We start from the raw sequence: 21433 nt of genomic DNA, 5'->3' as shown, positions 1-21433 counted from the left end.
CTTTAACGCAGTTTCAGTGTCGACAGGCCGAACAGGCACAACATCAACGTGATGATCCAAAAACGGACGACGACCTGCGTCTCTTTCCACCCCGACAGCTCGAAGTGGTGATGCAGCGGCGCCATCTTGAAAATGCGTCGTCCTTCGCCGAAGCGACGCTTGGTGTACTTGAACCAGATCACTTGCAGCATGACGGAGAGGGTTTCCGCCACGAAAATGCCGCCCATGATGAAGAGCACGATTTCCTGGCGGACGATCACGGCGATCGTGCCGAGCGCCCCGCCCAATGCAAGCGCGCCGACGTCACCCATGAACACTTGCGCGGGGTGCGTGTTGTACCAGAGAAACGCGAGCCCCGCGCCGCCCATCGCCGAGCAGAAGATCAACAGCTCGCCGGCGCCGGCGATGTGCGGAAAGAGCAAATACTTCGAATAAACCGAGCTGCCCATCACGTAGGCGAACACGCCGAGCGAGCCGCCCACGAGCACCACCGGCATAATGACGAGGCCGTCGAGGCCATCGGTGAGGTTGACCGCATTGCTCGCCCCGACGATGACGAAGTATGTGAGCGCGATAAAACCCCACACGCCGAGCGGATAAGTAATCGACTTCAAAAACGGCAGCATCAGGTCGGCGCGCGCGGGCAGCCCCATCGAGAGCCCGCTTCTGACCCAGGCCATGAACAAGTCGAACACGCGCACGTTGCTCGCCTCGGACACGCTAAAGGCAAGGTACACGGCAGCAAAAAGGCCGATCACCGACTGCCAGAAATACTTTTCGCGCGACGACATCCCGCGCGGGTCCTTGTAGACCACCTTGCGGTAATCGTCGATCCAGCCAATCACGCCATAGCCGAACGTCACGAGCATGACGATCCAGATAAAGCGGTTGGTCAGATCCGCCCAGAGCAGCGTCGACACGGCGATGCCAATCAGGATGAGCACCCCGCCCATCGTCGGCGTGCCCGATTTGACGAGGTGCGTTTGCGGGCCGTTCGTTCGCACGGCTTGGCCGACTTTCAACGCCGCCAATGTGCGAATCACCCACGGGCCGCAGACGAGCCCGATCAACAGCGCGGTGATGGTGGCCATCACCGCGCGGAACGTCAGATAACTGAACACGCGCATAAAGCTTGCGTCGTTCTGCAGCCATTGCGCCAGCGCCAGCAGCATGCTTGTCCTTCTGTCAATGCACGCCGGGCACGACGCCCGACGCGGGAGGGTTTGATTGAGTCAGCGCATCGACGACGCGCTCCATCCGCATAAAGCGCGAGCCCTTCACCAGCAGCGTGGCACCCGCGCCCCATCCGGCTTGCTGCAAATGCGCGACGAGCGCGTCCGGGTGCTCGAAGTGATACGCGTCGCCCGCGCTGGCCGCGGCCTTCGGTTCGACGAATGCGGCAATTGCGTCGCGCACCGCGTCACCAAGTGCGTAAAGCGCATCGATGCCGCGCTCGCGTGCGTAAGCGCCGATCTCGCGATGAAACGCCGGCCCGTGATCGCCGACTTCACCCATGTCCCCCATCACCAACACGCGCGGCGCCGGCATCGACGCCAGCACGTCGATTGCGGCACGCATCGAATCGGGATTGGAGTTGTAGGTGTCGTCGATGACGGTCGCACCGGCAAGCGCACCGCACACGGCGCGCTTGTTCTGCAGCCGCCCGTTGACTGGCGAAAACGACTCGAGGCCGCGGCGAATCGCATCGAGCGGCACCTTTGCGGCGAGTGCCGCAGCGGCCGCCGCCAGCGCGTTGCGCGCGTTATGTGCGCCGAGCACCTGTAACTTCGCTTCAAATGCACCTGCCGGCGTCTGCGCGCGCAAGCGGTTGCCGACGAATTCGCCGATGAGCGCCGCACGCGGGCTTGACTGCGCCACCGCGGCATCCACGCTGGTCGTCAGTGCGAAATCCATGATTGGATTTCCCGTCGCTGCCGCGCGCCAGATACCGGCATAGGGATCGTCGGCCGGGAAGACCGCGACACCGTCGGGCCGCAGCGCTTGGATCACGCTCGCATGCTCGAGCGCGACCGCCTCGACCGTCTCCATGAATTCCTGGTGCTCGCGCTGCGCGTTGTTGACGAGCGCGATCGTCGGCTCGGCGAGCTTCGCGAGCGTCGCCGTTTCGCCCGGGTGGTTCATGCCGAGTTCGACGACGGCCAGTTCGTGGTGGGCGGCAAGGCGAAGCAATGTGAGCGGCAAGCCGATTTCGTTGTTGAAATTGCCTGCGGTCGCCAGTCGGTTATCTTCACCAGCCGCCGCCGCGAAAATCGACGCGATCATCTCTTTAACGGTCGTCTTTCCGTTACTGCCGGTGACGGCGACCAGCGGCAGCGCAAACCGGCGGCGCCAGCCGCGCGCCAGCGCGCCAAGCGCCGCTCGCGTGTCGGCCACGACAATCGCGGGCACACCCGGCTCGCCCGCGTGGCCCCATTGAGCCGGCACGTGCGATACGAGCGCAGCAGCCACGCCGCGGGCCGCCACGTCAGCGAGAAAATCGTGTGCGTCGAAACGCTCACCTTTCAATGCTACGAAAAGCTCGCCCGGGCCGGCAGTGCGGCTGTCCGTGCCGACGCGCTCGAACGCAGCCGCTTCGTCGCCCAAAATCGTGGCGCCCGGAATCAGCGAGGCCGCTTGTGCCAGCGAAAGCATCGTCATTCGCCGCCTCCGCGTACGTGCGTGGCCCGCGCAGCGAGTGCGAGGCGCGCGTGATCCTGATCCGAAAAGACCCGCTTCTTACCCATGATTTCCTGCGTGGCTTCGTGCCCCTTGCCGGCCAGCGCCACAACGTCTTCGCGCGCCGCGCCGCGCACCGCCTGCAAAATCGCGTTCGCCCGATCTTCGATCGCCCGGGCGCGACCCGGCTCCGCCATGCCGGCCACGATCTGTTCAATGATCGCGCGCGGCGCTTCGCTGCGCGGATTGTCGCTTGTCACCACGACGATGTCGGCTAGCCGCTCGGCGATTGCTCCCATCAGCGGACGCTTCGTCATATCCCGATCGCCGCCGCAGCCGAACACGCATACCAGCTTGCCGCCGCGCGCTTGCGCAATCGGCCGCAATGCCTCGAGCGTTTTATCGAGCGCGTCAGGCGTGTGCGCGTAATCAACGACGACGAGCGGCTCGTCATTCGCAAGCCGTCCGCCGAGCCGCTGCATCCGCCCATTCACAGGCGCAAGCGTCGCGATGCGGGCGAGCGCCGCGGCCAACGGCACATCGGCCGCCAGCAGTGCACCCAGCACACCGAGCAGATTACTTACGTTGAACATGCCCAGCGTGCCGACTTCGACCTCGGCGTCACCCCAATCGGACGACAGATGAAATGCCGTTCCCGTCGGCGTCGCGCGGACGTTGGTCGCACAAATCGAGGCGTCGGCGTCCAGAGCATCGTTCGGCACGCCGATGCCGTAAGCGATCGTTCGGACCCGCCCTTGCGCGCGCGCGAGCAAGCGCCGCCCGGCCGCATCATCGCGATTGATGACGGCCACGCGCAGCGTCGGCCAGTCGAAAAGCCGCGCCTTCGCCGCCTCGTAGGCCTCGAAGGTCTGGTGATAATCGAGGTGATCTTGCGTGAGATTGGTGAAGACGGCGATATCGAATGCCGTGCCGTTCACGCGCCCTTGATGCAGCGCATGCGAGGACACTTCCATCGCGACGGCCTTGGCCGCCGCTGCAGCCAGCGCTGCAAGGCTGCGCTGCAACTGCGGCGCGTCCGGTGTCGTAAAGCCTGTGTGCACGAGGTGGCCCGGCATGCCGCTACCCAACGTGCCGATGACCGCGCACGGCACGCTGTGCGCCGTCAATGCCGCGGCGATCCATTGCGAACACGAGGTCTTGCCGTTGGTGCCGGTGACACCAATGACGCGCATCGATTCGCTCGGCGCGCCGTACCACGCGCTGGCAATTTGGCCGGCCAGCACGTTCAGCCGTGGCACCGCCAGTGCCCGCGCCGCGTCGACGCTGCCCGAGAAGCCCTCTTGCTGATAGAGCACGGCGGCCGCGCCGCGCTTGAATGCATCAGCGATATGAGGCCGGTTATCGGCGCCGTCCACCGCATAGGCGAAAAAGACGTCACCAGGGACGAGCGTGCGTGTATCCGCGTGCAGATGCGCGCCCGCAGCGGCGTGCGTGCGCAGCCAAGCCAGCGCGTCGTTCACGTTTCGATCGACGGGGGCGCTCATCGCACGACTCCCGGCTGGTTGCGTGAGTCGGCGGACACGGCCACGGCACGCTCGCGCGCGGGCTGCGCCGTTTTGCCGACATCATCCGACACGACAAGCTGCTTGACCGGCATATCGGGCGGCACATTCAACGTTCGCAGCGTATCGCCGACGATCGACGCGAATACCGGCCCCGACACATAACCGCCGAAGTGGCTGCCCGAAGTCGGCTCGTCGATCGATACCGCGACGACGATGCGCGGGTTCGGCATCGGCGCCATACCGACGAACGACGCACGGTACTTCGAGCGATCGTAGCCATGCGCGACATGCTTGTACGCCGTGCCGCTCTTGCCACCGACGCGATAGCCGGGCACCGCTGCCTCGGGCGACGTACCCTGCGACGACACGACGCTTTCGAGCATGCCGCGCACTTCGCGCGCCGTCTGCGGCGAGAAGATTTGCGGCGCCGCGACGCCCTGGCTCGGATCGGTCTTGAAAATCGACAGCGGCATCAACTGCCCGTCGTGCGCGATAGCCGTATAGGCGCGGGCTAGCTGGAAGAGCGAAGCCGAAAGGCCGTAGCCGTACGACATTGTCGCCTGCTCGATGCGGCGCCAGCTCTTCCACGGACGCAACCGGCCGGCCGCCGCGCCCGGAAAACCGACCTTGGGCGCCTGGCCGAGCCCGACGCTCGTATACATGTTCCACATCTCTTCGGGCTTGAGCGTCATCGCGATCTTCGTCGCGCCGATGTTGCTCGATTTCTGAATCACGCCGCCTACCGTCAGCACCCCGAAGCCGCTATCGTCGGTGATGGTGGCGCCGTCGAGTGTGAAGTGTCCATTGCCGGTATCGACGAGCGTGTTCGGTGTCACGCGGTGCAAATCGAGCGCGAGCGAAACCGTAAAGGGCTTCATGATCGAGCCGGGCTCGAAGACGTCGGTAAGAATCCGGTTGCGCAATTGCTCGCCCGTCAGATGCGAGCGTTCGTTCGGGTTGTAGGTCGGATAGTTGACGAGCGCGAGCACTTCGCCGCTCCGTACATCGATGACCACCGCCGCACCGGCCTTTGCCTTCGATTTTTCGACCGCCGCCTTGAGGTCGGCATAGGCGATGTACTGAATTTTGCTGTCGATCGAGAGATCGACATCTTTGCCGTTGTGCGGCGGAATCTGCTGATCGACGTCCTCGATGATGCGGCCCATGCGGTCCTTGATGACGTGCCGCATGCCGGGCATGCCGGAGAGGATTTTCTGGTCGCCGAGCTCGATGCCTTCTTGCCCCTCGTCTTCCACATTGGTAAAGCCGACGAGGTGGGCCGTAATTTCGCCTTCTGGGTAAAAGCGTTTGTATTCTTCGCGTTGATAGATGCCGGGAATGCCGAGCGCCATGACCTTGTCGGCGGTTTCGACGGGTACCTGACGCTTCACATAGACGAACGTTTTGTCGCCGGACAGCTTCGCACGCAGGTCTTTGCGCGTCATGCCGAGCAGTGAGCCGAGCGCAGCGACCTTGTCGGCAGCGAGATCCTCCGGCACCGATTCGGGAATCGCCCAGATGGCGCGAACGGGCAGGCTCGTGGCCAGCACAAGCCCGTTGCGATCGAGAATCTTGCCGCGCGTGGACGGCAGTTCGATCGTCCGTTGATAGCGGCTTTCACCTTGCTTCTGATAGAACGCGTTACCCGGACCTTGAATCCAAAAGGCCCGCGCGGCGAGTGCGACGAACGCCATGAAAAGCAGAAACACCACGAGCTTCGAGCGCCACATCGGCAACCGGACGGACAGCACGGGGCTCGCGGAGAAGGTCACGCCTTTGCGGTTGGCTCCTTGCTTCATCGCGTGCCTCCGCGGCTCGCCGGCGCATGCAGTTTCCCCGTACGGGATGCAGACGCCTTCGTGCCTGCATTGGCATTTGCCGCGCTTGCGGCAACCGTCGGAATGGCCACATCGCTCGCCTGCGTGGCACCGGGCGCAAGTGTCAGGTATTGCGTACCTCCGCTCACGATCGAACGCATCTTCAGCGAATCGGTGGCAAGTTGCTCGATGCGGGAGGTTTTCGAAAGCGCGCTTTGTTCGTATTGAAGCTGCGCGTAGTCCTGCTGAAGCTGACGCTCCTCGGCTTGCGCGCGCTCGAGCCGCACGAACAGCCGGCGCTGCTGGTTCGTGGCATTGACAACCGATAACGCGCAACCGAGCAGCACGATCAGCAAAAAGATATTGAGGCGACTCATGGCGCGATGCGCTCCGCGACACGCATTACCGCGGAGCGGGCACGCGGATTGGCATCGAGCTCGGCCGTGCCGGCGAATATGCGACTGATCACTTTGAGCGGAGGGCTCGGCAAATCGACGGCGCGAATCGGCAAACGACGATCAACCGCAGGCGCCTTCGCGTGCGCCTGCATGAATCGCTTCACGATTCGATCCTCGAGCGAATGAAAGCTGATGACCACCAGCCGCCCCCCTTGCTCCAACAACGACAATGCAGCCTCTAAAACGACTTGCAGCTCCGCAAGCTCTTGATTGATGTAAATCCGTATAGCTTGAAAGGTGCGGGTTGCCGGGTCCTTACCCTTCTCACGTGTCTTGACGGCGTGAGCCACGATTTCGGCAAGCTCGCCCGTGCTGACGAGAGGCCCGAGACGACCGGACTCTGCCCGGCGAGCAACAAGCGCCTTTGCAATCTGAACAGCAAACCGTTCTTCCCCATAATCTCGAATGACCTCCGTCAGTTCCTGCTGCGTTGCCCGTGCGAGCCAATCGGCTGCGGATTCGCCGCGCGTCGGGTCCATGCGCATATCGAGCGGACCGTCCGAGCGGAAGCTGAAACCCCGTTGCGGGTCGTCGAGCTGCGGCGACGACACCCCCAGATCCAGCAATACCCCCGACAATTTCGCAATGCCGCGCTCGGCCATCGCAGACGAAAGCGCCGCAAAACTCTGATGCACGATCTCGAACCGCGTGTCGCCGATCGCCTGCGCCGTTGCAATGGCTTGCGGGTCCTTGTCGAACGCGATCAACCTACCCTGCTCGCCAAGCTTCGCGAGCACCGCCTGGCTATGTCCGCCACGCCCGAACGTGCCATCGACATAGACACCGTCCACTCGCGTGACGAGCGCATTGACCGCCTCTTCGAGCAACACCGTCTGATGCCGCAGCTCGTTTCCCATCGCAGCGTCCTATCTATAAACCGCGATCAGAACGTGAAATTCTTCAGCGCTTCGGGCATACCCTGGGCCATCGCGGCCTGTTCCTTGGCCGCGTAGGTCTGTGCGTCCCACAACTCGAAGTGACTTCCCATGCCGAGCAACATGACTTCCTTTTCCAACCCCGACGCCATTCTCAATTCCGGTGAAACGAGGATGCGGCCGGCGCTATCGAGATCGACATCCGACGCATTACCGAGAAAAATCCGCCGCCACCAATGCGCGTCCATCGGCAGCGCGGCGATTTTCGCGCGAAAGACTTCCCATTCGGGGCGTGGGAACAGCAATAGGCAGCCGTCCGGGTGCTTTGTCAGCGTCACCCGTCCTTGTGCCTCGCCTTGCAGCGCTTCGCGATAACGAGAAGGCACCGACATCCGGCCTTTCGCATCGAGCGTCAGCGCCGACGCCCCTTGGAACACGTCCTCTTCCCCTCGGGGCCTCGCCCCTTCGATTCATCATCAAACCGGCCGAAAATGGTCCGATCAATCCACAAAAATACACTTTCTCACACTGTCTCCCACTTTAGAGGAAGGGCTTTAGCGGGTCAAGGGAGAACACCATTTTTTCGGTGAATTTTGTTTGTAAGAACAAGGACTTACGTGCCGTCCTTAACGAACATCCCGGAAAATGGAAAAACGTTATAAATGAACGGACTACTGCGTGTTGTGAAGGTGGTATCTGAGGAGCATGCGACACACGTCTGAACCGGACGGCGCGAAAGGCGGAGTGGCGGGAGGGGGAATCGCGAGGATGGCAGCGCATCGACACGCCGCCAGCATGCAAAGCTCGACGTTACACGTAATACGCGGTACGGGTCATGACTTTCGACGCGGTGCGCATTAGCGCGCGCACCGGAAAGGGTAAATCCACACCGCCGGCGTCGGCGGCCGCTTTCGCATGTGCCATCTCGTCAGCACGCATTTGATCGACAACAGCGCGCGAGAGTGCGTCGGCCTCGGGCAAAGACTCGAGATGCGCATCGAGATGGCGCTCCACCTGCCGCTCCGTTTCGGCCATAAACCCGAGGCTCGCTTTATCGCCGAAGCAGCCCGCCGCAAAACCAATGGCAAGCGAGCCGGCATACCAAAGCGGATTGAGCAGGCTCGGACGCGAATCGAGTTCCTTGAGCCGAGCCGCCGTCCATGCAAGGTGGTCCTCTTCTTCGCGTGCCGCTTGTTCGAACGCCGCTTTGAGCGACGGGGAACGCGTTGCGAGCTTTTGCGCCTGATACAGCGCCTGTGCGCAGATTTCACCAACGTGGTTCACGCGCATGAGTCCGGCGGCATGCGCGCGTTCGGCGAGCGTCATCTGCTCGCCGGCCGGCGCGTCCGGGGTCGGCGCCGGCGCCGACGGCATCGGTCGACTCATCCGGCTCACACCCGCAATCGACCGCAGCCCTCGGTCAAATTCGGTGACCCATTCATCCAGCGTCATATCGTTCTCCGTTGCATCGGCCAGCCGGCGCGTCATATATGCGAAGCTAGCTCAACGGAGTATTTTAGACGATGTGGCAGCACCAGCATCACGCCGCGTTACCACACTTCACGGCGCACGCGACCCGCACGATGAAATCACGCACGCACCACGGGCGCCGCCGAAGCCGCTTCGACAGGCCCATCGCGCAACTCCCGCCGCAAAATCTTGCCGACATTGCTTTTGGGCAATTCGCTGCGGAATTCCACGATCTTGGGCCGCTTGTAGCCCGTCAGCTGTTCCTTGCAAAACGCGAAAATATCGGCCTCCGACAACGCGGGGTTTTTCTTCACGATGAAAAGCTTGACCGCTTCGCCCGAATGATCGTCGGGCACACCGACCGCGGCCACTTCCAACACGCCCGGATGCTTGGCGACGACGTCTTCGACTTCGTTCGGATAAACGTTGAAACCCGATACGAGGATCATGTCCTTCTTGCGGTCGATGATCTTGAAAAAACCTTGCTCGTCCATCAGGCCAATATCGCCTGACTTGAAAAAGCCGTCGGCCGTCATGACTTTCGCCGTCTCGTCGGGCCGGTTCCAATAGCCGGCCATGACCTGCGGGCCGCGAATGCAGATCTCGCCGGGCTGCCCTACAGGCACCTCGTTGTTGTCGTCGTCGCGAATCGACACTTCCGTTGACGGCAGCGGCAAGCCGATCATTGCGTTGTAAGCGGTTGCGGTCACCGGATTGCAGATGGCCGAAGGCGATGTTTCCGAGAGCCCGTAGCCCTCGACGATCGGCACCTTCGTGCGTTCGAACCAGCGCCGGGCAACGGCGTCCTGAACGGCCATCCCACCGGCATTGGCCACCAGCAATTTGGAAAAATCGAGCTTGTCGAAATCGGGGTGATTCAGTATCGCGTTATAGAGTGTATTTACCGCAGGAAATGTGTTGATCGCATAACCGTGCAATTGCTTGATCATCCCGCCGATATCGCGCGGATTCGGAATCAGAATGCCCAGGCCGCCCGCACGAATCGTCAGCAGGCAGCAGACCGTCAGCGCGTAGATGTGATAAAGCGGCAAGGCAATGACGTTGATGATCTGATCGACGTCCGGGTGTTTCAGGTGCGCCGGCTCGTGCCAAGCCGCCGATTGCAATACGTTCGCCACGATATTGCCGTGCGTCAGAACGGCCCCCTTCGCTACGCCCGTCGTGCCGCCGGTGTATTGCAGAAAAGCAATGTCAGTATGGCCCAGTTGAACGGGCTCGAAGCGGCGTCTTGCGCCATCGGCAAGCGCATCGTTGAATTTGACATGCCCGGGCAAACTCCACGCCGGCACCATTTTTTTCACGCGCCGCACGACGAAATTAACAATCAAGCCTTTCGCGCCCATCAGATCGCCCATCGATGCCATGACGACATGCTTGACCGCTGTATTGCGCACCACCGCCTGCAATGTCGCCGCAAAATTCTCGAGCAGGATGATCGCCTCGGCGCCGCTGTCCCTGAGCTGATGTTCGAGCTCTCTCGGCGTATAAAGCGGATTGACATTGACCACCACGTAGCCGGCCCTGAGGATCGCGGCAATTGCCACAGGGTACTGCAACACGTTCGGCATCATGATCGCGACGCGCGCGCCCGGAGCAAGCCCCTTCGCCTTTAGCCACCCAGCCAGCTTGCGCGAGGCATTGTCGAGCTCGCCGTAGGTCATCGCACAGCCCATGCAGACGAACGCCCGCTTGGCCCGATGGGCTCGGAAGCTTTCGTCCAGTAAATCAGTCACCGACGCATACTGCGACGCGTCGATGTCGGCAGGGACGCCGGGCGGGTACGACTTCAACCAGGTTCTTTGCATGTGGCGTCTCCCCAAAATTTTCGAATGGTCGTGCGAAAAAGCGCATCCTATCCGGTCGCCCTTCGCGAAACAACCGGATTAGATCTCGACTTCCAACTCTGTCGCCGGCCCGGCCCTCAAGTTCGGACGCGTTCCACCTCGACCAGACAGTCGTAAAAAGTCGCCGATCCCCCGAGATCGGTCAGCGCCTGGCTCGTCACCTGATTGGCATTGCGCCCATCGGGCGACAGCTTTTTCCACCAGATCGACAAGCCCACCACCATACCGGTACGTGCCCGTTCCGTTACCCGGGCGCGCAGCGTCATCGACCCGCGATCGTTGTATACCCTCACCGTATCGCCGTCGGCAATGCCGCGCGGTGTGGCATCGAACGGATGAATATCGAGATACGGCTCGCGCTCGGTCGCGCGCAGGCTTTCGATATTCACGAAACTGCTATTGAGGAAGTGGCGGGCTGGCGGCGAGATCATCGCAAGCGGGTAGCGCTGCGCTCGCTGCGGCGCGGCCTCAGCTGACTCGTATGGCGGCAGATAGTCGGGCAGCGGATCGCGGCCCTCTTCGGCCAGCAGCGTGCTCGAAAACTCGCACTTGCCGGATGGCGTACGGAAGCCGCCTTCCGCGAACGGCGCGTCGGCAATGTCCAGCTTGAGCCAGCCCGTAGCTTCCAGCGCCTGCCAGTTCGTCGCTTTAAGGGTGGGGTCGTCCCATCGCAGCGCGGCACGGGCGATCGTTTCGTCGTCCTCATAAAGCGCCGGCTCGTCGAGTCCCATTCGGCGAGCCAGGCCGCGAAAAATCTCGGTGTTCGGCCGCGCCTGTCCGACCGGCGCGATAGCCGGTCGATTCAGCATCACATGCGTGTGCCCGTACGATTTGTGAATATCGAGATGCTCGAGTTGCGTGGTGGCCGGTAAGACCAGATCGGCGTAGTCGGCGGTGTCGGTCTGAAAATGTTCGAGCACCACCGTGAAAAGATCTTCCCGCGCAAACCCTGCCGCGACGCGTTCAGCGTCTGGCGCCACAGCCACCGGATTCGAGTTATAGACGATGATGCCTTCGATCTTGGGCCCGAAAACCGCATCGCCCGGGTGCAGCAACGCATCTCCGATGGCATTCATGTTGATCGCGCGCGGCAAGGCCGTCGGCCAGCCGGGGAGTAGATCCGGCCGCTGCAGCGCGTGTTGATCGACCGGCGCCCAATTCGACGCGGACAGCAGCAGCCCCCCCGCGCGGTCGCGCCATGCGCCCGTGAGCGAGGGCAGGCAGGCAATCGCGCGAGTGGCGTTACCACCGCCACGCACGCGCTGCATGCCGTAATTCAGACGAATCGCGGCCTTGCGCGTTCCGCCATACAGGCGGGCGAGCTCGACCAATTCGTCTTCCTCGATGCCGCAAATTTGCGCGACGCGCGCCGGAGGATAAAGGCCCGCGCGCTCGCGCAGCGCTTCGAAGCCGAGCGTGTAGGAGCGAATATAGTCGTGATCGAGCAAATCTTCGCCAATCAGCACATGGATCATTCCGAGTGCGAATGCCCCATCGGTCCCGGGACGCAGCGCAATGTGCTGGTGACATTTCTCCGCGGTAAGCGAGCGATAAGGGTCGATCGCAACCAGCCGTGCGCCGCGCCGTTTGGCCTCTTGCGCGCGCGTCCAAAAATGAAGGCTCGACGCGATCGGGTTCGCTCCCCAAATAAGAATGAGCTCGCTTTCCTCGAAAAACTCGACGTGCATGCCGAGGCTGGCGCCGTAGGTGTACCGGAGGCCCGCCGCGCCCGCCGCGGAGCAGATCGTTCGTTCGAGTCGCGACGCGCCGACTTGATGAAAGAAGCGTTGCGCGATGCTCTCGCTCTGGACCAGCCCCATCGTCCCGGCGTAGCTGTATGGCACCAGTGCCTGCGGCTCGCGCGCCACGATTTCCCCAAAACGTTCGGCGGCAATCGAAAGCGCCTCGTCCCATCCGATCGGCGCGAACCGCCCTTCGCCCTTTCGCCCGATCCGTTTGAGCGGCACCGTCAGTCGTTCGGCGTGGTGAACGCGCTCGGCATAGCGGCTGACTTTCGTGCACAGCACGCCCTGGGTCGGGGGGTGATCCGGGTCGCCCACGACTTTCACGGCTCGGCCGTCCTTCACCGTCACGCGCATTGCGCAGGTATCGGGGCAGTCATGCGGACAGACGGCGCGGGCAAACTCGGCGGGGGCATTCATCTTGTTATCCTGGTGAAAGCGATTTGCATAGCGAAGCAATTCTATTACTTCCGCGCGCGAGCGCACCAAATTGGCGTGCGACGAGTTGGGCGTAGAATGGAGCGAGCGGCGTGTACAGTCCGTTTGCCATCCATTCAGCCTTTCGATCCCATTTCAGTCGAAGTCGAACGCATCATGAAACTCCTTCCTGAAGTCCTCGCGGCACGCGAAGAAATCCAATCGCTACGACGAACCATCCACGCCCATCCAGAGCTTCGGTACGAAGAAATCAAAACCGCGGACCTGGTCGCACAGCAGCTCGAACAATGGGGCATCGACGTGCATCGGGGGCTGGGCAAAACGGGGGTTGTGGGAGTGCTCAAGCGTGGCAACGGTGCGCGATCGGTCGGTCTGCGCGCCGACATGGATGCATTGCCGATACAAGAACTGAATAGCTTCGACCATCGTTCGCAGCATGACGGCCGGATGCACGCGTGCGGCCATGACGGGCATACAGCGATGCTGCTGGGTGCCGCGCAATACCTGTCCAAGCACGGCGAATTCGACGGCACGATCGTTTTCATCTTTCAGCCGGCCGAGGAAGGCGGTGCCGGCGCCCGCGCGATGATCGACGACGGTCTCTTTTTGAAGTTTCCGGTCGATGCGGTATTCGGCCTGCACAACTGGCCGGGACTGGCCGAAGGCACATTCGGCGTGACGGAAGGTCCGATCATGGCGTCGAGCAACGAATTCAGGATCGACGTGCGTGGAGTTGGGGCTCATGCAGCGATGCCGCATAACGGCCGGGATCCTGTCTTTGCCGCCGTTCAGATCGCGAACGGGCTGCAGAGCATCATCACGAGAAACAAGAAACCGATCGATACGGCAGTGCTGTCGATCACGCAGATTCACGCCGGGGATGCCGTGAATGTCATTCCCAACGATGCGTGGCTGGCGGGGACCGTGCGCACCTTCACGGTCGAAGCGCTCGATTTGATCGAATCGCGCATGCAGAAGATTGCGGACGCCACGGCCGCCGCATACGATTGTTCGGCGACGGTCGCATTCAACCGCAACTATCCTCCGACGATCAACCACCCGGAAGAGACACGCTTTGCCGCCGAGGTGATGCGCGAGGTGGTTGGCGCACAAAACGTTGATACGGCCGTCGAGCCCACCATGGGCGCCGAAGATTTCGCGTTCATGCTGCAGGCCATGCCCGGCTGCTACGCGTTCCTTGGCAACGGTGAGGGCGGGCATCGCGAGGCCGGGCACGGCGCCGGGCCCTGCATGCTTCACAACGCAAGCTACGATTTCAACGATGCTTTGTTGCCGGTTGGTTCGACCTACTGGGTGCGACTCGCGCAGCGGTTCTTGGCGCGCGCAGATAAAGGCTGACGGCGCGGGGCGCGGCTAGCCGGCCCGGCGCTATGGGGGGCTGGACGCCTAGTGGGCGATTTCATGCCGGCTATCGGTTTGACGTTTGATAAATGCAAGCACGTCATCAATGAACTGCCTGCGCGCCGATTCGTCCGTCATGTAAAACATGTGTCCCCCGTCGTACACATGAAATTCGATTCGCTCCGCCACATCGGGCGGCAAATGATTGAGCGCATAAACATGTGCGGTTGCCGGAGTTCGGACGTCGTACTTGCCAGCGCCCACCAGCCATCGCAATTTCGGATTTTTTTGTGATGCCCGAATGAGGTAGTCTTGAACCCGCGCGGCCGCGTTGTTATTTTTGCCCCAGCCCCAACGCGCAAACAATGGGGCCAACACAACGTAAGGGCGATTGAGGTCTTCAATGGGGCGGTATCCCACATCGTTTCTGAGGAATTTAGTCAGCGCCTTTTGATACTTCGCGACGAGCTCATCGAGCACATAGGCGAAGGGATCGTTGCCTGCGTCGTCCGGCACGGGCCGGGTTTTCATGCGGCCATCGAGCGCCGCGACCACTTCGCCCGGAACCAGCATGGTGCAAAAATCCATCTGCGATGTTTGCAGATGCTTTGCCTTGATGAACTCGGGCGAGAGACCGATGTAATCGGAAAGCGTCTGCGCGATCGCTGAAAACCGTTCGGGATCTTCGCGCTCGAGCGCCGTGCCTTTCGCAATCGCGGGCAAATAGTCATTGAACGCAAACCTTTCGACTTCGGCGAGAAATGCATCTTCGTCGGGATATCGCACCTTCATTTCAGGAAGGTGATGACGGGCGGTTGCAGCATAGGGAACGAGCGCGCACGCGTAAGAGATTGCAGATTCGGGCTCGAAGTCGATGAGTTGATAGCTCATGGCTCCTGACACGAAGATCACTCCACCGGCGGTCATGCCATTGTCGATCAAGTTTTCGATTGCTCGGCCCCAACGCTGCACGCCATAGGAAGCGCCTATCGCAAAAATGGGGCTGTGCTTCAAATAAGGTATGAGCTCATCGTCCTCGCTACACCGCCTCACAAATTCTGCCGTGATTTCCACGTCGTCATCGATGTTGAAATAGGCCTCCTCTTCGCCGTCGGTCAAGGCGTCTCCGGTGCCCAGGGCATCAACGAAAAGCAGACGCGCGCCCAGTAGCAGCGAATGATTGTTGGTCACCACCTGCCCTTGCTCGTCGACGATGATTGGGCCAAGACCGCCGCCCAGAAACCAAGCGGGGCTCGCACCCGGCCCACCGCCCTGGACAATGACCGTCGGCTCGTCGGGCCGGGCGTCGTCTCGCTCGAATACGATCGCAGTTTTCTTGACGAGCGGCTTGCCTGGCAACGATACGTATGTCTCGATCCGGCGCCCCGTGTAAAGAACGTCGTGGCCGTCGACTGAAATCCTGCCGTGAAATACTTTCGGCGCTCTCGCAATCTTGTGGCGACGGTAGACGCGATGAACGCCGACTGCCAGTTTCGAATACGGATGCGTAGTGAGCCCTCGTTCGTAATCGTGCAATGCGCCGGGTTGCGTGATCAGTCGGGCCTCATCGGCTCGCGCGAGTTGATGCCAGTCCGGAAAAGTCAGCATCGAACGCAAGGTCCGCAACGCGGCGACATCTGCGGGATCGTAGGCAACCGAAAGCGCCGTTTCGATGCTCATACGCGCGACCACGAGCGCTTGCGGCGCACCCGCATGGCGGCGCGAAATGAAGTACCGCGTCTTCGTCGAAGTTCGCTCGTCGTTGAAATCGCCAACATGACCGAGGATGGGGCCAGCGAAGCCTAGTTCCCTGTATGCCACTTCGAACGCGCCTTTGGCGCGCGGGCCGTTGCGTTCGACCGATTGCGCGGGCAAACGCCACATGCCGGTCTCGGGGTCTTGAACGAGCCAGATCATCTCGTCGAGTTCGAGCATGATCGCGGACGCTCTATGCATGGAAGCGTAATCTGGCACATACGGGTGCCGCTGATCGACCTGGGCATTCATCGCGGCATATTTGCGCCGCATCTCATCCAGTTCGCCGGCGGAAACCGTGTTGAGCGGCACGCCGTTGACATGTCGCAGCGGCCGCAGGGTGGGGGTGAATACAGTGGTTTCTGGCGGCGATCCCCTTCCCAAGAGCTTTTCCCAGTAGTACGGGTGAGTGCGGTCCAGCGGCTCGGGCAGCGTATACATGTCGGGCCTAGCTTCGCTTGCCCGTGCCGGCAGAACCAGCAACGGCTTGAAAGGCTGATCCGTCCGAAGCGCGCCGCGCGCGAATGGGTCCGGTATAAACGGCGAATTTTTTTCCGTCGGCACGAACACGTAGACGTATAACGGGGGGGCACCCGGGTTGCCCGCGTTAATGATCGTTTCCTCTGCTGCGCCGAAGATGACCGGGGGTAGTGCAGCGTCCGCATTCGGCCTCGCCTTCATCAGCCCAGTTGCGCCATAGTGACTCAACAGGATCATGGAAACGTCGTCCAACTCGCTATAGACGCGCACGAATTGCGGATCGTCTTGTATCTCGTAGCCGTAGCCGTTGATCGCGGCGAGCTTATTCGAACCCGGTGAAATCGTTTCTTTGGTTCCATCAGCATCGATATAAAAGACAACTTCCGGGAATTGCGACTTGATAAACTCGAGTGCCGCGTGCAATGGCCATGATGCGCCCCGCAGATACTCTATGGCCGGATCGTCGTGGGGCACGGCTGACGTTAGTGGCACCGGCGCCGTCTCGTAACCGCCGCGCGAACCGAATACCGCGCTTCGCATTTGGTCGCGGCGTCCCGCGAGCAGCTCAGCTGTTTCGTTGCCCAAGCGGGTGGCGGATTGTGCACCGTCGTCGTAACGAAAGTTCCCATTGACGATTTCCGCGATTTCAGTGTCGCTGTAGCGCAAGACGTGACGCGCACCTTTTTTGACAAACTCATCAGGTAGTGCGCGAAAAATCTCGAGAGTGCGGGGATGCGGCGTAGGCATCACGCCGCGTCCGAATCGCCAGTTGTCGAGGTCGAAATGCGCTTTGCGATGGCCGAGTTCGTCGTGCGTCAGTATCCCGAGAAGATTGAGGCGAACCGCCCGGTTGCTGGCAGGGTCGATTCCGAGAGCCCTGCCGACGAGGTCAAAGCCGAGCCATTCGTCGAGCATGTGGCCTTCGTAGATTCCATTTGTCCGTGCGCGCTCCGGGGTGCTCAGCAAAGTGAGTGATCTGTCCAGTTCCGGTCGTGCGCGCCGCGCGATGGCGGGCGGCATATCTTCTGCGTCGACGTGGCGATACTCGGTGGCCGCGAAGCTCGCACGGCGAAGGAAGACGCTTCCGGTCACCAGCGAGTTGCAGACAGGACCGGGGCACGGTGACACGCCCCAAAACGCGCCGTCCGCTGCTCGATATACATCCATCCGAGGTGGTCCGAGTACCGTGGAGATGTGCTCCAAATCGGCCAATCTCAAAGCCGGCGGCACCAGTGGGACGTCGCGCGAGGCGAGCGGAAGGGACGTTTGTCCGGGTCCGATCGCGGCGGGATGGGCGAGCGGGCTGCCTTTACTGCTTTTGCGATCGGGAAACGCAAGTCCCGCGAGGACCGCCCCTGGGGACGGGCTGCGGAGCGGCGCGAGGTGTTGCTCTTCGTCCGCGCGCGCATCGCTCCCGGTGCCACCTGCTGACCACCTGGTGTCATCAATGGGGTTGCTATGGTCGCCGCCGATTTCCATTGTTCGTTCGTCGTTGTCGCTGGTAGCGGCATCGTATTCGAACGCGGGTACCACACGGTGGACATAGCGAAGTCCCGGTAAATGTGGCGAAGAGCGAAAGCGGCGATGCTGCGCCGCTGAACATCGAACGGTCGACGTTATTTGCAAGAGACCGCGTCTGAAACGCGCTTTCATACTGCAGCTCGTACCATGCGGCGACGACGCGGATTGCCTTAGCGGTCCGCCTCACTCCGGGCTATCGGTTTGACGTTTGATAAACGCAAGCACGTCGCCGATGAACTGCCTGCGTGCCGGCGGATCCATGTAAAACATGTGTCCGCCATCGTACGTATGGCCCTCGAATCGCTCAGCCACATCGGGCGGCATATGATTGAGCGCGTAGCGCTGCACGACTGCAGAGTTCCGAAAGTCATGCTTGCCTGCGGCCACCATCCATCGCAATTTGGGATTTTTTTGTGCAGTTCGAATGACGTAGTCCTGAACCCGTAGGGCCGACATATTTTGTTTACCCCAATCCCAGCGCTTGAACAACGGACTCAACACAACGTAAGGGCGATTGAGGTCTTCGATTGGGCGGTATCCCACATCGTTTCTGAGGAATTTGGTCAGCGCGTTTTGATACTTTGCGACGAGCTCATCGAGCACATAGGCGAAGGGATCGCTTCCCTTGTCGCCCGGCATGGGTGAGGTTTTCATGCGGCCATCGAGCGCGGCGATCACTTCGCCCGGAACCAGCATGGCAGCGAAGTCCATCTGCGATATTTGCAGTTGCTTGGCCTTGATGAACTTGGGCGAGAGACCGATGTAATCGGAAAGCGTCTGCGCGATAGCTGAAAACCGTTCGGGTTCTTCGCGCTCGAGCGCCGTGCCTTTCGCAATCGCGGGCAAATAATCGTCGAACGCAAACTTTTCGACTTCGGCGAGAAATGCATCTTCGTCGGGATATCGCGCCTTCATTTCAGGAAGGTGGTGACGGGCGGTTGCAGCGTAGGGGACGAGCGCGCACGCGTAAGAGATTGCAGATTCGGGCTCGAAGTCGATGAGTTGATAGCTCATGGTGCCCGACACGAAGATCACCCCACCGACGGTCACGCCATTGTCGATCAAGCTTTCGATTGCTTTGCCCCAACGCAGCACACCGTATGACGTGCCTACCGCAAAAATGGGGCTGTGCTTCAAATAAGGCATGAGTTCATCGTCTTCGCTACACCGCATCACAAATTCCGCAGTGATGTCCGCGTCGTCGTTGATATTGAAATAGGCCTCCTCTTCTCCGTCGGTAAAGGCGTCGCCGGTGCCCAGGGCATCAACGAAAAGCAAACGCGCGCCCAATAGCAGCGAATGGTGGTTGGTAATCACCTCCCCGTCCTCGCCAACGACGATTGGACCGAGACCTCCGCCGAGATACCAAGCGGGGCTTGCGCCCGGTCCACCGCCCTGGACGATGATCGTCGGTTCGTCGGGCGCAGCGCCATCCCGCTCGAATACGATCGCGGTCTTCTTGACGCTCGGCTTCCCTGGCAACGATACGTATGTCTCGATCCGGCGCCCCGTGTAAAAAACGTCGTGGCCGTCGACTGAAATCCTGCCGCGAAATACTTTCGGCGCTCTCGCAATCTTATGACGACGGTAAATGCGATGGACGCCAACGGCCAGTTTCGAATAGGGATGCGTAGTGCGCCCTTGTTCAAAATCGTGCGATGCGTCGGGCTGCGTGACCAGTCGGGCTTCATCGGCCTGTGCGAGTTCATGCCAATCCGGAAAAGTCAGCATCGAACGCAAGGTCTGCAATGCAGCGACATCCGCGGGATCGTAGGCAACCGAAAGCGCCGTTTCGATGCTCATACGCGCGACCACGAGCGCTTGCGGCGCACCCGCATGACGGCGCGAAATGAAGTACCGCGTCTTCGTCGAGGTACGCTCGTCTTTGAAATCGCCAACATGACCCAGGATGGGGCCAGCGAAGCCTAGTTCCCTGCATGCCGCTTCGAACGCGCCTTTGGCGCGCGGGCCGTTGCGTTCGACCGATTGCGCGGGCAAACGCCACATGCCGGTCTCGGGGTCTTGAACGAGCCAGATCATCTCGTCGAGTTCGAGCATGATCGCGGACGCCCTATGCATGGAAGCGTAATCTGGCACATATGGGTGTCGCTGATCGACCTGGGCATTCATCGCGGCATATTTGCGCCGCATCTCATCCAGTTCGCCGGCGGAAACCGTGTTGAGCGGCACGCCGTTGACATGTTGCAGCGGCCGCAGGGTGGGGGTGAATACAGTGGTTTCGGGCGGCGATCCCCTTCCCACGATCTTTTCCCAGTAATGCGGGTGAGTGCGGTCCAGCGGCTCGGGCAGCGTATACATGTCGGGCAGAGCTTCGCTTGCTCGCGCCGGCAAGACGAGGAGCGGCTTGAACGGCCGATTTATGCGAAGCGTGCCGCGCGCGAATGGGTCCGGTATAAACGGCGAATTTTTTTCCGTCGGCACGAACACATAGACGTATAACGGCGGGGCACCCGGGTTGCCCGCGTTAATGATCGTTTCCTCTGCTGCACCGAAGATGACCGAGGGCAGTGCAGCGTCCGCATTCGGCCTCGCTTTCATCAGCCCAGCTGTGCCATAGTGACTCAACAGGATCATGGAAACGTCGTCTAACTCGCTATAGACGCGCACGAATTGCGGATCGTCTTGTATCTCGTAGCCGTAGCCGTTGATCGCAGCGAGCTTATTCGAACCCGGTGAAATCGTTTCTTTGGTTCCATCGGCATCGATATAAAAGACCGCCTCCGGAAATTGCAGCTTGATAAACTCGAGTGCCCCGTGAACAGGCCATGATGCGCCCCGCAGATACTCTATGGCCGGATCGTCGTGGGGCACGGCTGACGTTAGTGGCACCGGCGCCGTCTCGTAACCGCCGCGCGAACCGAATACCTCGCTTCGCATTTGGTCGCGGCGTCCCGCGAGCAGCTCAGCTGTTTCGTTGCTCAAGCGGCTCGCGGATTGTCTAACGTCGTCGTAACGATAGTTCCCATTGACGATTGCTGCGATTTCAGTGTCGCGGTAGCGTGCGACGTGACGTGCACCTTTCTCCATGAACTCCATGGGCAGCGCACGAAAGATTTCGTGGGTGTGAGGGTCCGGGGCAGGCATCGCGCCGTTGCCGAATCGCCAGTTGTCAAGATCGAACTGTTTGCGATTACCGAATTCGTCATGCGTCAGTATTCCGTGAAGATTGACGCGAACCGCTCGCATGCTGGCAGGATCGATTCCGAGGCCGCCTCCGACGACGTCGAAGCCAAGCCACTCATCGAGCATGTGGCCCTCGTAGATGCCATTCATGCGCGCAAACTCCGGCGTACGCAGTAACTCGAGCGACGTATTTAACTTCGGTACGGTGCGCCAAGCGATGGCAGGGGGATTATTGCCGTCTTCGACATGGCGATACTCCGTTGCCGCGAGACCTGCGCGGCGGAAAAAGACGCTTCCCGTCACC

Annotated in this window: 13 protein-coding genes; 1 reads left to right on the top strand and 12 read right to left on the bottom strand. The window is 61.2% G+C overall.

Going from position 1 to position 21433, the window contains the following annotated elements; all coding sequences use genetic code 11:
* Positions 1 to 2: 2 nt before the first annotated feature.
* The 10 genes from mraY to ACSQ20_RS02685 all read right to left on the bottom strand — a co-directional run bounded on the left by mraY (position 3) and on the right by ACSQ20_RS02685 (position 12849).
* Complete coding sequence (mraY, locus tag ACSQ20_RS02730; protein ID WP_436017206.1) at positions 3 to 1172, bottom strand: phospho-N-acetylmuramoyl-pentapeptide-transferase; 1170 nt, start codon at positions 1170 to 1172, stop codon at positions 3 to 5.
* A gap of 13 nt (positions 1173 to 1185) precedes the next feature.
* Complete coding sequence (locus ACSQ20_RS02725) at positions 1186 to 2658, bottom strand: UDP-N-acetylmuramoyl-tripeptide--D-alanyl-D-alanine ligase (RefSeq protein WP_436017204.1); 1473 nt, start codon at positions 2656 to 2658, stop codon at positions 1186 to 1188.
* On the bottom strand, positions 2655 to 4181 hold the full coding sequence (locus tag ACSQ20_RS02720) for a UDP-N-acetylmuramoyl-L-alanyl-D-glutamate--2,6-diaminopimelate ligase (protein ID WP_436017202.1): 1527 nt from the start codon (positions 4179 to 4181) through the stop codon (positions 2655 to 2657). The genes ACSQ20_RS02725 and ACSQ20_RS02720 overlap by 4 nt, the downstream gene beginning before the upstream one ends.
* Entirely contained in the window at positions 4178 to 6001 is a 1824-nt protein-coding gene (locus ACSQ20_RS02715; protein WP_436017200.1) for a peptidoglycan D,D-transpeptidase FtsI family protein, read from the bottom strand. The genes ACSQ20_RS02720 and ACSQ20_RS02715 overlap by 4 nt, the downstream gene beginning before the upstream one ends.
* Positions 5998 to 6396, bottom strand: coding sequence for a cell division protein FtsL (gene ftsL, locus ACSQ20_RS02710; protein ID WP_436017198.1), 399 nt, complete (start codon positions 6394 to 6396; stop codon positions 5998 to 6000). Before ftsL ends, ACSQ20_RS02715 begins: the two co-directional genes overlap by 4 nt.
* Positions 6393 to 7334 carry a 16S rRNA (cytosine(1402)-N(4))-methyltransferase RsmH gene (gene rsmH, locus ACSQ20_RS02705; RefSeq protein WP_436017196.1) on the bottom strand — a complete coding sequence of 314 codons (942 nt, stop codon included), beginning with the start codon at positions 7332 to 7334 and terminating at the stop codon, positions 6393 to 6395. The genes ftsL and rsmH overlap by 4 nt, the downstream gene beginning before the upstream one ends.
* A gap of 26 nt (positions 7335 to 7360) precedes the next feature.
* Positions 7361 to 7789 carry a division/cell wall cluster transcriptional repressor MraZ gene (mraZ, locus tag ACSQ20_RS02700; protein WP_436017194.1) on the bottom strand — a complete coding sequence of 143 codons (429 nt, stop codon included), beginning with the start codon at positions 7787 to 7789 and terminating at the stop codon, positions 7361 to 7363.
* Between the two features lie 373 nt (positions 7790 to 8162).
* Complete coding sequence (gene coq7 / locus ACSQ20_RS02695; protein WP_436017192.1) at positions 8163 to 8804, bottom strand: 2-polyprenyl-3-methyl-6-methoxy-1,4-benzoquinone monooxygenase; 642 nt, start codon at positions 8802 to 8804, stop codon at positions 8163 to 8165.
* A gap of 137 nt (positions 8805 to 8941) precedes the next feature.
* The gene (locus ACSQ20_RS02690; RefSeq protein ID WP_436017190.1) at positions 8942 to 10648 is read right to left on the bottom strand and encodes a long-chain fatty acid--CoA ligase; all 1707 of its coding nucleotides are present in this window, start codon (positions 10646 to 10648) and stop codon (positions 8942 to 8944) included.
* A gap of 116 nt (positions 10649 to 10764) precedes the next feature.
* Complete coding sequence (locus tag ACSQ20_RS02685) at positions 10765 to 12849, bottom strand: molybdopterin-containing oxidoreductase family protein (protein ID WP_436017188.1); 2085 nt, start codon at positions 12847 to 12849, stop codon at positions 10765 to 10767.
* Positions 12850 to 13023: 174 nt separating this feature from the next.
* Here ACSQ20_RS02685 and ACSQ20_RS02680 point away from each other — a divergent pair, with 174 nt between their 5' ends.
* Positions 13024 to 14226 carry a M20 aminoacylase family protein gene (locus tag ACSQ20_RS02680; protein ID WP_436017186.1) on the top strand — a complete coding sequence of 401 codons (1203 nt, stop codon included), beginning with the start codon at positions 13024 to 13026 and terminating at the stop codon, positions 14224 to 14226.
* Positions 14227 to 14274: 48 nt separating this feature from the next.
* Here ACSQ20_RS02680 and ACSQ20_RS02675 read toward each other — a convergent pair whose 3' ends face one another.
* The gene (locus ACSQ20_RS02675) at positions 14275 to 17631 is read right to left on the bottom strand and encodes a hypothetical protein (protein WP_436017184.1); all 3357 of its coding nucleotides are present in this window, start codon (positions 17629 to 17631) and stop codon (positions 14275 to 14277) included.
* Between the two features lie 537 nt (positions 17632 to 18168).
* On the bottom strand, positions 18169 to 21432 hold the full coding sequence (locus ACSQ20_RS02670) for a hypothetical protein (protein ID WP_436017182.1): 3264 nt from the start codon (positions 21430 to 21432) through the stop codon (positions 18169 to 18171).
* Between the last annotated feature and the right edge of the window lies 1 nt (position 21433).

It is taken from the genome of Trinickia sp. LjRoot230 (assembly GCF_964253315.1).
In the GTDB taxonomy this organism is placed as follows: domain Bacteria; phylum Pseudomonadota; class Gammaproteobacteria; order Burkholderiales; family Burkholderiaceae; genus Trinickia.
The sequence above is the reverse complement of the archived record's forward strand: the minus strand, read 5'-3'. Positions and strand labels throughout refer to the sequence as shown.

Bases quoted from the DNA above. Each gene is read 5' to 3' on its own strand.
- mraY (WP_436017206.1), bottom strand. From the start codon at position 1,172: ATGCTGCTGGCGCTGGCGCAATGGCTGCAGAACGACGCAAGCTTTATG.
- ACSQ20_RS02725 (WP_436017204.1), bottom strand. From the start codon at position 2,658: ATGACGATGCTTTCGCTGGCACAAGCGGCCTCGCTGATTCCGGGCGCC.
- ACSQ20_RS02720 (WP_436017202.1), bottom strand. From the start codon at position 4,181: ATGAGCGCCCCCGTCGATCGAAACGTGAACGACGCGCTGGCTTGGCTG.
- ACSQ20_RS02715 (WP_436017200.1), bottom strand. From the start codon at position 6,001: ATGAAGCAAGGAGCCAACCGCAAAGGCGTGACCTTCTCCGCGAGCCCC.
- ftsL (WP_436017198.1), bottom strand. From the start codon at position 6,396: ATGAGTCGCCTCAATATCTTTTTGCTGATCGTGCTGCTCGGTTGCGCG.
- rsmH (WP_436017196.1), bottom strand. From the start codon at position 7,334: ATGGGAAACGAGCTGCGGCATCAGACGGTGTTGCTCGAAGAGGCGGTC.
- coq7 (WP_436017192.1), bottom strand. From the start codon at position 8,804: ATGACGCTGGATGAATGGGTCACCGAATTTGACCGAGGGCTGCGGTCG.
- ACSQ20_RS02690 (WP_436017190.1), bottom strand. From the start codon at position 10,648: ATGCAAAGAACCTGGTTGAAGTCGTACCCGCCCGGCGTCCCTGCCGAC.
- ACSQ20_RS02685 (WP_436017188.1), bottom strand. From the start codon at position 12,849: ATGAATGCCCCCGCCGAGTTTGCCCGCGCCGTCTGTCCGCATGACTGC.
- ACSQ20_RS02680 (WP_436017186.1), top strand. From the start codon at position 13,024: ATGAAACTCCTTCCTGAAGTCCTCGCGGCACGCGAAGAAATCCAATCG.
- ACSQ20_RS02675 (WP_436017184.1), bottom strand. From the start codon at position 17,631: ATGGATGTATATCGAGCAGCGGACGGCGCGTTTTGGGGCGTGTCACCG.